This window comes from Aquirufa sp. (genome assembly GCF_044342065.1).
Taxonomy (GTDB): Bacteria; Bacteroidota; Bacteroidia; order Cytophagales; family Spirosomataceae; genus Aquirufa.
Genome location: NZ_JBIIQN010000046.1, coordinates 1 through 12,265 on the forward strand (window position 1 = coordinate 1; position 12,265 = coordinate 12,265).

Sequence of the window (12,265 nt, forward strand, 5' to 3'; positions counted from 1 at the left end):
TGCTTAATGCACCCAGTATGATTTCTTTTGTTACACTCAATTCTCCCATAATACGTTCTTTCCTTTCAAACCTCAAATATAGGGCTTTGTCTTAAGATAAGGCCAATAGTTGTTGGTCTATTTTCGTAAAAAGCTTTGACTTATCTATACCCGACTGATCCATTTCAACTTCTTTACGAAGTCGCTTTAAAACTTCGCAATGTTGCGGGTATTGTAAGGGATGTGGGCGATGTTGCAAGGTGTTGTAAATTTCTTGCCATCTTTTGGCAATGACCAACAAGTTATCAGTAAAATGGGCCTGTTTAAATCGTTCATAAATGTAATTCACGGCTTGCTCTGTGGGATGAATCATGTCAGTTTGGTAAAATCGATAATCTCGTAGTTCATCGAGCATAATCTCGTAAGCAGGGAAATAGATAACTTGATCTGGAAATTTGCCGACTAATTCATTCGCAGCAAGACGCAAGATTGCTTTTGATACGGCATTTTCGGCCATTCCATCGCGTGTATGCCGAACTGGCGAAACGCTGATGATAACTTTGAGATGCGGATTTTTATGAATAAACGTTTCGTAGGCTTGACATATCTCCTCGACCGTACTTTGTTTTTTACTGAAACGCGTGGCAAGTTGCTTATGGCAGTTGGCAATCGCCCGACCGAGCACCTGATCTTCATAATAAAAAGCCGTTCCCCAAGTAATAATCAAAAATTGACTTTTTGTTAAAAACGCCAAGGTACTTGATTTGATTTCAGCTAACATTGATATGAATTCATCCGGATTCTCGCCCATGAACTGCGAGTGAAAGTCTGGGTGAACGTAAAGATTTCCTTGCTTATATAAATCCGAGGTTTTTAAAACTTGGGGTTTTAATCCTTCTAAAATGTTCAAAGGATGAAATAGTGTCCCCAATGCCTGATTGGATACGTCTAAAGGCAAGTCGGCCAATCGATGTCCCATATTTTCAGCAAAACATGATCCGATGCATAAAATGCGATTGTTCTCCCGAATGGAATAAGGCGAACGTGGTATCGTGAAGGTTGTGGTTAAGTTGATCATAGGTAAATCCCCGGATAAAACCGGGGTTATCAAGTGGTTATATTTGGGTTTAATTAATAACCTCAGGCTTCAGCCTGGAGGTGTAAATTTTATAACCCCAGGCTTCAGCCTGGGGAATCGACGCGAAATCGCGTCTTAACTTTGGCAAACCTCTAAGGTTTGCCAAAGGGAAATAGCTACAAACTCTTGGCCCAACGATTCATTTTATTCTCCATCACATCCAAAGGCATGTTGCCATCTTTCAAGATTGCATCATGGAAGTCGGAGAGTTTAAATTTAGGCCCTAAGTCTTTACTCAATCGTTCACGGATCTCACGTATTTTTAACGCACCAATTTTATAGGAAAGTGCTTGAGCTGGGATTGCCATATAGCGCTCAATCTCAGCAATGGTACCTTCTTCGCTCAGCGGCTCGTTATCCATCATGTACTTAATCGCTTCTTCGCGGGTCATATTTTTCGAGTGCATACCGGCATCCACCACTAAACGAATCGCCCGGTGCATTTCATCACCCAAGGCACCCATGTATTGATATGGATCAGTATATAGCCCTAATTCCTTACCCAAACTCTCCGTATAAAGCGCCCATCCTTCTGCATACGCTGAATTACCGCCAAAGCGACGGAACTTTGGCAAATCGCCATTTTCTTGCTGCAAACTAATTTGATAATGGTGTCCCGGAATGGCCTCGTGCAAGAATAAACTTTCCATACCGGATGTGGTATTGAATTTGGTCGCATCTAAAATAGGCACATAGAAAATACCCGGACGTGTGCCATCTTCTGATCCTTGAAAATATTCCGCAGAAGCCGATGCTGCACGGAAGGCCTCGGTTTGACGAATCTCAAATGGGGTCTTAGGTACCCGACCAAACATCGTTTTCAATGAGGGTTCCATTTTCTTATGAATCGCGTGAAAAGCGGCCAAAACCTCTGCCGGCGTTTTATATGGATAAAAGCTAGGATCTGTTTTCATGTGCGTAAAGAATTCCGCTAGGGTTCCTTTGAAGCCTACCGCTTGCTTAGTTTTTTCCATTTCAGTCCGAATGCGCTTTACTTCAGATAAACCCGTTTGGTAGATTTCATCCGCAGGTTTATTGGTTGTTGTCAAGACTTTAATCAAGTATTGGTAATACGCTGCTCCATTCGGAATCGCCGATATACCGGTGGTTGGCCGCGACTTAGGCAGGTATTCCGATTGGATAAATTGCGCAAGCCGACGGTACGCCGGGATGATTTCGGATTGAATAATCTGCGTGTATTCTTTGGTAAATTTCGTTTTATCTGCTTCCGTGAAATCTTTTGGGAAATTCGTTAAAGGGCCGTAAAACGTACTTTGCTTGATATCCGTTACGATGAAAGATTGTAATTGAGGAATGATTTTTTCAACTAAAGCCTTTGGTAATACGACATTGGCCGCGATACCTCTTTTGAAATAGACGATACTTGAATCCATATACGCCGCACCGATGTGCATACGTTTTTCCCAATTCTCGTAATCTTTTTTTGTGGCAAATGGTTGCAATACCGAACCACTGCCCAACTGGGCAAACGTCAAATGAAAACCGTAAAATTGGTTTAAAGGCATTAAATTATCGGGATATGTCAATCCCTCCAGCCCTAATTCGAGGTCTCGCTTTAGGATGTCATACGTGATTTGATCATTGTCGTCCAATTTATCCCGATTGATATCCGATAGACTAGCTTGTGTTTTTTCCAGTAAAGCTTTGATTTTTGCTCGGTGAGAATCGGTAAAGTCGATGTTCAGTAGGTCATTGTAGCGATTATCGCCGTTCGCCGTTGCTGAAACGGGATTGAGTTTTAATTGTTCCTCGTAATAAGTGTCAACGAGTGTACTAAGTTCTTTTTTGGCATCACCTGATTTACAAGAAACGAATGCCAACAGGCATAATAGATAAGTTAGTTTTTTCATTTTGTTGATTTAGAATTCGAATATAAAAAGAATGCGGAACTTCATCTGCATCAGCGACTCATTTGTCCTTTTTCTACAAAAGGTAATTATGTCAAAACTTCTATATTTGTAGTTCACAGTAAATCGTACCACCTAAGCATTTAATAATTTATGTCAAATAAGGGAGCTGAACGCGAAAGATTAAGTCTTCGTAACGATAATAAAGGTTGGAAAAAGTGGGGCCCCTATTTGACGGAACGCCAATGGGGCACGGTACGTGAAGATTATTCAGCTAGCGGAAATGCCTGGGAGACTATTTCACATGACATGGCGCGTTCGAAAGCCTACCGCTGGGGAGAAGAGGGAATCGGTGGAATTTCAGATAATAAACAACATGTTTGCTTTGCGTTTGCCTTTTGGAATCACCGAGATCATATATTAAAGGAACGGTTTTTTGGCCTAACGGGCAATGAATCAAATCACGGGGAAGACGTGAAGGAATTGTATTACTATCAAGATTCCACGCCTACGCACTCCTATCAAAAAATGCTGTATAAGTATCCACAGCAAACTTTTCCTTATCAAAAACTCATCGATGAAAGCAAAAAACGTTCGCGTTTGGAGCCTGAATACGAGTTGATGGATACCGGAATCTTCGATAAAAACGAATTTTTCGATATCTCCATGGAATATGCCAAAGGAGATGAACAAGATATTCTGATTCAAGTAACGGTGGAAAATCGTTCCAAAGTGGCGGCGCCTATTACGGTTTTGCCTACCATCTGGTACCGAAACACCTGGTGCTGGGGTTATGAAAAATACAATTATAAACCGATGTTGACCGGTGTAGGACATTCCTTCATCGAAGTAGATCACCGGGTTGTGGGACGTTTTAAATTGTATGCTGAAGATGCAGATGAGTTTTTATTCTGTGATAATGAGACCAATTTTGAGCGTTTACATGGCTCGCCTAATCTTTCGCATTTTACGAAAGATGGGATCAATGATTACGTCGTAAACAAAAACAAACATGCCGTAAATCCGAATCATATAGGGACAAAGGCATCGGTTCGTTTTTCAACGAAAATACCGGCAGGGGGAAAGAAAGTCTTTCGTTTGCGATTGACGACTTTGACTTTGCGCGAGCCTTTCGCCGATTTTGATGAAATCTACGCGGCACGTTTGAAGGATGCGGATGATTTTTACGGGGATTTACAAAAAGATATTCCAGATGCTGGCATGCGTAATTTGCAGCGCCAAGCTTATGCGGGGATGTTGTGGACCAAACAATGGTATTATTACAATGTCTTTGAATGGATCAAAGGGGATCCTGCTATGCCAACGCCTGATGCCTCTCGGAGGCAAGGACGGAATAATGCTTGGCGGCACATGTACGCGGCCAATATTCTTTCCATGCCCGATAAATGGGAATATCCGTGGTTTGCAGCTTGGGATTTAGCTTTCCATACCTTGCCTTTGGCACGGTTGGATCCGGATTTTGCGAAGCGCCAATTAGCCGTCATTCTGCGTGAGTATTACATGCATCCGAACGGACAAATTCCGGCCTATGAATGGTCATTCTCGGATGTGAATCCGCCGGTGCATGCGTGGGCTACGTGGAAGGTGTATGAGATTGATAAGGAAATGCATGGCAAAGGAGACGTGGTCTTCCTAGAGCGAATCTTCCATAAATTGTTGCTGAATTTCACCTGGTGGGTGAATTTGAAAGATGAAGGGGGGAATAATATTTTTGGTGGGGGATTCTTAGGGATGGATAATATTGGGGTGTTTGACCGATCGGCGCAATTACCTACCGGCGGACATTTAGAACAGGCGGATGGAACGGGTTGGATGGCGATGTACAGTTTAAATATGTTACGCATTGCCTGTGAGATTGCCATCGAAAATCCGGTTTATCAGGATATGGCTTCCAAATTCTTCGAGCACTTCTTGCACATTGCGGGTGCCATGCAAGCCATCGGTGGAGATAAATTAAACCTTTGGGATGAGGACGATCAGTTCTATTATGACATGTTGCATAAGCAAGATGGAAGTGCGGAGTTGCTGAAAGTTCGCTCGATGGTGGGTCTTATCCCACTCTTTGCTGTGGAAGTTTTGACCTCGGAAATGCTCGATAAATTACCTGCTTTTAAACGCCGGGTTGAATGGGTATTGAATAACAGACCGGATTTAGCTGGATTGATATCGCGCTGGTATGAGCCAGGAAAAGGGGAGACGCGGTTATTGTCTATTTTACGTGGACATCGAATGAAAATGATCATGAAGCGGATGTTCGATGAGACGGAATTTTTGTCGGACTATGGCATACGTACCTTGTCTAAATACCACAAAGAAAATCCATATATATTCAATTATGAAGGGGGCACCTTGCAGGTCGATTATACGCCGGCAGAGTCTACGGGCAGTATGTTTGGGGGTAACTCCAACTGGCGTGGACCCATTTGGTTCCCTATGAATTACTTGATTTTGGATTCACTCAGTAAGTTTTCGGAATATTACGGAACGGATTACGAGGTAGAATTCCCAACCAATTCAGGCGAAATGATGAATATCAAAGACGCTGCGGAAGGGGTTTCCAAACGATTGTTGGCCATGTTTATTCCCAACGAAAAGGGCGTCATTCCGATGTATGATGGGCATGAAAAATTACATGAAGACTCACATTTGTTCTTTGAATATTTCGATGGAGATACGGGTAAAGGCTTAGGAGCGAATCATCAGACTGGTTGGACCGGACTAATCGCTGAAATTATTAGACAATTACATACAAAATCATGAGTACTCCAGAAGAAAGATTTGCGGCCTTAGGCCTTGTTTTACCACCAGCACCCAAACCTTTGGGGGTATATAAGCCCGGTTTGCAAGTGGGTGAATTCTACTACGTTTCGGGTCATGGACCTGTGTTGCCGGATGCGTCTTTGATCATTGGGCGTATCGGTGCTGATATGGATATTGAGGAAGGCAAATTGGCGGCCCAACAAGTGGGATTGACGATTTTGGCGACTTTGAAAGCGCAATTGGGTTCATTAAATCGCATCAAACGTGTCATTAAAGTATTAGGTATGGTCAATGCGACGGATGATTTTTTACGTCATCCGTATGTGATCAATGGTTGTTCGGAATTATTTGCCAAAGTTTGGGGAGAGGAAAATGGCATCGGTGTTCGCTCCGCGGTGGGGATGGGAACGCTGCCAGATAATATTCCGGTGGAGATTGAGGCGATGTTTGAGCTAGCTTATTAAACGTGATACATCACGTTTAATAAGCTAGCAGACGTTAGACGTTAGACGTTGGACGTTGGCTTTTTTTTCTTTGGCAAAGCTTGTAGAGACGCGATACTTCGCGTCTTTTCCTGTTTTGTAGAGACGCGATACTTCGCGTCTACTCCCCAGGTTAAAACCTGGGGTTTATAACCCCAGACTTGAGTATGGGGAATCGGCACAAAGCGCCTCAAACTTTGGCAATCCTGAAAGGTTTGCCAAAGAAAAAAAGACGCGAAGTATCGCGTCTCTACAGGGTATTTGATTAGATGCGAGGTATCGCGTCTCTACTAAGCGGATATTTCCAACATCTTCTTCAGCGCCTTGTAAGCCGGAACGCGGATGGATTCTTCTAAATTCACCTCAGGCAATTCGTAGTACAGCGCATTGTACAACTTCTCCAAGGTATTCATCTTCATATAGGGACATTCGGAACATGCACAGGTATTTTGCTCGTTGGCCGGAGCCGGAATCAAATGCTTGTGTGGCACGGCTTGTTTCATTTTGTGTAAGATGCCTGCCTCAGTTGCTACGATGAAGGTAGAATTTGGAGACGTTTCTACAAATTTCAAAAGGGCCGTGGTCGATCCCACGTAATCCGCTTCCTTTAAAATAACTTCCTTACATTCTGGGTGGGCGATCAATAAAGCCTCCGGGTATTCCTTTTTTAAGGTCGCTAATTTTTCAAGCGAAATATCGATATGCACCATGCAGGCGCCTTCCCAAAGAATCAATTCGCGGCCCGTTTTGTGAGCAACGTACCGACCCAAATTGGCATCCGGCGCAAAGATGATTTCACGATCGGCCGGAATGGAATCGACGATTTGAACCGCATTGGAAGAGGTGCAAATGATGTCGGTCATCGCCTTGATTTCTGCCGAGCAGTTGATGTACGAAACAACAAGCGCATCAGGATGTGCCGCTTTTAAAGCTGCAAATTCCGCAACGGGTACTGAATCTGCCAACGAACATCCCGCGTTGAAATCGGGAACGACGACTTTTTTGGAAGGATTTAGAATCTTGGCCGTTTCACCCATGAAGTGAACGCCACAGAAAACAATCAAATCAGCTTCTGTTTTTTCAGCGGCTTGGGATAGGCCTAAGGAATCGCCAACAAAATCTGCTAATTCCTGTATTTCGCCATCCACATAATAATGCGCCAAAATCACCGCGTTTTTCTCCTTTTTCAGGCGCTGGATTTCGGTGATCAATTCTGCGCCTTTCGGGGTAGAGCGGGCAATGTACCCAACTGAGGTTGCTTCTTCTACTAAATTCATTTCGCTTTGAGGCTAAGGTCTAAACTTTTCACTTGGTGCGTTAAAGCACCTACCGAAATATAATCAACTCCCGTTTCGCCATAGGCGCGGAGTGTTTTTTCATTGATACCGCCGGACGCTTCGGTAGCGAAGCGACCATCTATTTTACGAATCGCGGCGCGGAGGCGTTCAGGGCTGAAGTTATCCAACATGATACGCTTTACTCCCCCAATCGCCAGAACCTCGTCTAATTCAGTCTCATTTCGCACTTCGATCATCACCTCTAGCGGCTCTTTTCTACCCGCATTATAGGCAAACGCTTTTTCTAAAGCATTTTGAATCCCACCTGCAAAGTCGACATGGTTGTCTTTGATCAGTATCATATCGAATAAACCGTAGCGGTGATTCACCGCCCCACCAATCTTACAAGCCCATTTCTCCGCCAAACGGAAGTTGGGCGTCGTCTTGCGCGTATCCAACAATTTGGCCCGTGTACCTTCTAATATATGAACTAACGAACGGGTATAGGTCGCAATGCCCGACATGCGTTGCATACAATTCAATACCAAACGTTCCGCTTTTAGAATCGATTGAGATGAACCAGCTACTTCTAAAACTACTTGTCCCGGTTCGATCCAGGTGCCATCGTGGATCAAGACTTGAACCTGTAAGGCAGGGTCAACTTCCTTGAAAATCAATAAGGATAATTCTACACCGGCTAATACCCCGCGGTCTTTAACAAGCAATTGGGCTGTTCCTTTTGCATCCGCTGGTACGGTAGAAAGGGAAGTGTGATCTCCATCGCGAATGTCTTCTGCTAAGGCAGATTGGATAAAAGCGTGTAGGTAAGTTGGTTCTAAATAATTGAACATCGTGGTTATTTTGAATGGCAAATTTACGAAAATTCCATTCCGAATTGATTTCTAAGAAAATTATCCTATTTTTGCTCCCTATCATGCAAAAGAAGGTTAATATTTTCCATTTATTGTTGTTTATTCCCGTGCTTTTTTGGCTGGTGGCGAAGCCAATATCTTTGGTAAAGGCCGACCAAGCAAAAGTAAAAACGGAGAAACAGCAAAAAACAATTCAAGTTGCTGAACAGCATGTTTACCAAGTTAGTTCAAGTCCCCAACTTGATTTTCCACAAGATTTTGTCTTCCCAAGCCTTCAAATAATCATTGCGAAGGTATCTACTGTGTCCATTAAATTGCCGTCAATTATTCATCGGACGCAATTTATGCGGATTTTATTAACTCAGTTTATCGCCACGCTGGCGCCATGAGGATTAGTCGCTAGTCACTAGTCGCTAGTCACGACGAGGCAGTCCGGAGGGAATTAGTCCGAAGGAAACATTCATTTATCAATTACCATTTACCATTTAAATTTTAAGTTATGCGTTACAAAAGTGCCATTATTTGGCTGTCTACTATTATTTCAGCCCTATGTATTTTCTTCCTATCATTTACTTGGAAGTCAAACCAATTAAAAGAACAAGCGATTAAGTATGCTACCACGGCCGACGGCAAAGTGGATGCGGCTAAGCGTTTACGTTTTATTGATTCCCTTTGGAAGCAACCGGTTTACATCGGATATACCTTACAAGAAGTTACGCAATATGCTTTACAAAAAGGTCTTGACTTAGAAGGTGGTCTTCACGCAGTATTAGAAGTTTCTCCAGTAGAAATCTTGCGTGCCCTTTCTGGACAGTCGAACGACCCGAACTTCGAGAAGGCTTTAGCAGAAGCAAGTGCTGCACAAGCTACTTCGACTTCATCGTTTAATGAATTATTCTATGATGCATTTGCTCGTATTGCTCCCAAGCAAACTTTGGCATCTGTATTTTCTAACTCGGTAAACCGGGGTAAAATCTCTTCTACGTCAACAGATGCACAGGTTAAGCGTGTGATTGATGCGGAGATTGACGGTGCGGTGGATCGTGTTTACAAGATTATCCAAGCGCGTATTGATAAGTTTGGGGTTGCGAATCCAAACATCCAACGTCTACCAGGTTCAAACCGTATTCAGGTGGAGTTACCAGGTGTTGAGAATCCAGAGCGTGCACGTAAATTATTATCAGGTGCAGCGAAATTGGAGTTTGTGGAGTGTTATGAATTGAACGAATATGGAGCAGGTTTAAATGCCTTGGGCGCGATTTTAGAGCGTGAGGCGAAGGCTCCTGCCGTTGCGGCAAAGCCAGCAGCTACAGCAACACCGGCTACAAAAGATACGGCAACGAATGCCTTGGCATCTCAATTAGCAGGTCCTGCTAAAGATTCAGCAGGTAAAGCGAAAGTTGATACCTCGGGTTCAGCGTTGACGAAATTATTCGTTCAAATGGGCAATGGAATTGGAGTTTACGTAAAGGATACTGCTCGTGTGAATGCTTTGTTCCGCCGGGCAGACGTGAAAGCTTTCTTCCCTGCGAATTTGAAATTTGCTTGGGCAGCGAAAGGTGTTCCGGCAACCAATGGAGATGAAATTTTATCTTTAGAGGCATTGAAGCAATTGGAAGGCCAAAAGGCTCCATTGGAAGGTGACGTAATTACTGATGCGGCACAAGATTTTGACCAAACAGGTCGTGCGGAAGTTACCATGTCCATGAACGGAACAGGTGCTCGTATTTGGAAAAACTTGACAGGTGCAAACATCGGTCGTCGCATCGCGATTGTATTGGATGGTTACGTATATTCTGCTCCGGTTATCAACGGCGAGATTCCAGGCGGTCGTTCTTCGATCTCGGGAAGCTTTACGGTAGAAGAGGCAAAGGATTTGGCCAACGTATTAAAGGCGGGTAAGTTGCCAGCGCCAACGCGTATTGTGGAAGATGCATTCGTAGGTCCATCATTGGGAGCGGAGGCAATCGACCAAGGTTATATGTCGATGTTATTAGGTTTGGTTTTAGTAATCGTATTCATGGTAGGTTACTATGGCAACCCAGGATGGATGGCTAATTTGGCCTTGTTCTTCAACGTATTCTTTATCGCAGGTGTTTTGGTTCAAATCCAGGCAGCCTTGACATTGCCAGGTATCGCCGGTATCGTGTTGACCTTGGGTATGGCGGTAGATGCGAACGTATTGATCAACGAACGTATACGTGAGGAATTACACAAAGGAAAAGGCTTATTGGAGGCTATCAACGTCGGTTATGAGAAAGCATTAAGTGCGATTTTGGATGGTAACATTACGACGATTTTGATTGGTGTGATTTTGATTATCTTCGGTTCAGGATCTGTGAAAGGATTCGGGGTAACGCTTTGTATCGGTTTGGTTACGTCGGTATTTACAGCGGTTTATATCTCACACTTGTTGGTAGATTGGATGGCAAAACGCGCAATCAAAGCAGGTAAGGAGAAAGAAATGACGTTTGAGACATTCATCTCACGTGATTTATTCAAAGGCATGAACTTTGATTTCATCGGAAAGCGTAAGTATTCATATTGGTTCTCTTGGGGATTGATTGCAGCAGGAGCGATTGTGGTGTTTATGCAAGGCGGCTTCAACTTAGGTGTTGACTTCAAAGGTGGTCGTTCGTATGTTGTTGAGTTTAATCAAGCGGTGCCAACGGATAAAGTGAAGGAAGCTTTGGCAGATGATTTCGGTGGAAAAGGCGTGGAGGTGAAGACTTTCAATGGCCCAACGAAATTGAAGGTAACTACCTCGTATTTGGTAGAAGACGAGTCGATCACGGCCAATAATACGGTTCGTACGGCTTTGGAAACAGGTTTGAAAGATTTTGCTGCATCAGCTCCTAAAGTCGTATCAGAATCTAAAGTAGGAGCAACGGTAGCGGATGATATTTTGATGCAATCGTTTGTGTCTATTTTCTACGCCTTGATTGCCATCTTTATTTACATCTTGATTCGTTTCCGTAAGTGGCAGTATTCATTGGGCGGTATTGTAGCCTTGTTACACGATACCTTAGTGGTATTGGGTATGGTAGGAATCGTTCGTTTATTCGGTTTCGAATTGGAAATTGACCAAGTATTCATCGCGGCAGTATTGACGGTTATTGGTTATTCGATTAACGATACCGTGGTTGTATTTGACCGTATTCGTGAGGAGATTGGTGTGAATCCAGACTTGGGTAATAAGGCCTTGATGATCAAAACGATTAATGAGTCCATTAACCACACGATGTCACGTACGGTGATGACGGCGACAACGGTGTTCTTGGTAGTAACGGTGTTGTTGATCTTTGGAGGTGACGTATTACGTGGATTCTCATTCGCGATGTTTATCGGGGTTGTATTTGGTGCATATTCGTCTATTTTTGTGGCGGCTCCCATCGTAATCGACTTAGGAACATCATCTAAACCAAAGAAATAATTTTTATGCCGGTTACTTGAACGAGTGACCGGCATTTAACTTTTTCATTAAATAAATTTACTATGGATAACAGTATTTGGAGAAAGAAACCGATGCATATGTTTGAGCAAGACATGAAAAAAAGCGAGCTCAAGCGTGTATTAGGTAAATGGAGTTTAACGGCCATCGGTATAGGTGCGATTATTGGCGGTGGCGTATTTGTATTAACAGGTACGGCTGCGCATTATCATGCAGGTCCTGCTTTAGCGCTTTCCTTCGTGATTGCGGGTATTGGCTGTATTTTTGCGGCACTTTGTTATGCTGAATTTGCAGCGATGCTTCCGGTAGAAGGTAGTGCGTATGCGTATGCCTATGGAACGGTAGGTGAAATTTTTGCCTGGATTATCGGTTGGGGCTTGATCCTCGAATATGCGATGGGTGCGATGACTGTAGCAG

General features: G+C 43.5%; 9 protein-coding genes. 5 read left to right on the plus strand and 4 right to left on the minus strand.

Going from position 1 to position 12,265, the window contains the following annotated elements:
* Positions 1–91 precede the first annotated feature (91 nt).
* Both ACIQZ2_RS11185 and ACIQZ2_RS11190 read right to left on the minus strand, forming a co-directional pair.
* A complete protein-coding gene (locus ACIQZ2_RS11185) occupies positions 92–1,090 on the minus strand; it encodes a GSCFA domain-containing protein (RefSeq protein ID WP_395768936.1) in 999 nt (332 codons plus the stop codon).
* 143 nt (positions 1,091–1,233) lie between these two features.
* Positions 1,234–2,988, minus strand: a complete 1,755-nt coding sequence (locus ACIQZ2_RS11190; RefSeq protein WP_395768937.1) for a DUF885 domain-containing protein — start codon at positions 2,986–2,988, stop codon at positions 1,234–1,236.
* A 150-nt stretch (positions 2,989–3,138) separates the two neighbouring features.
* On the opposite strand from ACIQZ2_RS11190, the gene ACIQZ2_RS11195 reads away from it, so the two are divergent.
* Positions 3,139–5,766 (plus strand): MGH1-like glycoside hydrolase domain-containing protein, encoded by a 2,628-nt coding sequence (locus ACIQZ2_RS11195; protein WP_395768938.1) that lies wholly within the window; start codon positions 3,139–3,141, stop codon positions 5,764–5,766.
* Positions 5,763–6,230 (plus strand): RidA family protein, encoded by a 468-nt coding sequence (locus tag ACIQZ2_RS11200; protein ID WP_395768939.1) that lies wholly within the window; start codon positions 5,763–5,765, stop codon positions 6,228–6,230. Before ACIQZ2_RS11195 ends, ACIQZ2_RS11200 begins: the two co-directional genes overlap by 4 nt.
* Positions 6,231–6,538: 308 nt before the next feature.
* Here the strand turns inward: ACIQZ2_RS11200 and nadA are convergent, their stop codons facing one another.
* Complete coding sequence (gene nadA, locus ACIQZ2_RS11205) at positions 6,539–7,525, minus strand: quinolinate synthase NadA (RefSeq protein WP_395768940.1); 987 nt, start codon at positions 7,523–7,525, stop codon at positions 6,539–6,541.
* Entirely contained in the window at positions 7,522–8,376 is an 855-nt protein-coding gene (gene nadC / locus ACIQZ2_RS11210; RefSeq protein ID WP_395768941.1) for a carboxylating nicotinate-nucleotide diphosphorylase, read from the minus strand. Before nadC ends, nadA begins: the two co-directional genes overlap by 4 nt.
* An 83-nt stretch (positions 8,377–8,459) precedes the next feature.
* On the opposite strand from nadC, the gene ACIQZ2_RS11215 reads away from it, so the two are divergent.
* From ACIQZ2_RS11215 to ACIQZ2_RS11225, 3 genes are all read left to right on the plus strand, one after another.
* The gene (locus ACIQZ2_RS11215) at positions 8,460–8,786 is read left to right on the plus strand and encodes a hypothetical protein (protein WP_395768942.1); all 327 of its coding nucleotides are present in this window, start codon (positions 8,460–8,462) and stop codon (positions 8,784–8,786) included.
* A gap of 110 nt (positions 8,787–8,896) precedes the next feature.
* A complete protein-coding gene (gene secDF, locus ACIQZ2_RS11220) occupies positions 8,897–11,830 on the plus strand; it encodes a protein translocase subunit SecDF (protein ID WP_395768943.1) in 2,934 nt (977 codons plus the stop codon).
* Positions 11,831–11,892: 62 nt separating this feature from the next.
* A partial coding sequence (locus ACIQZ2_RS11225; protein WP_395768944.1) for an amino acid permease occupies positions 11,893–12,265 on the plus strand: 373 nt, incomplete at its 3' end.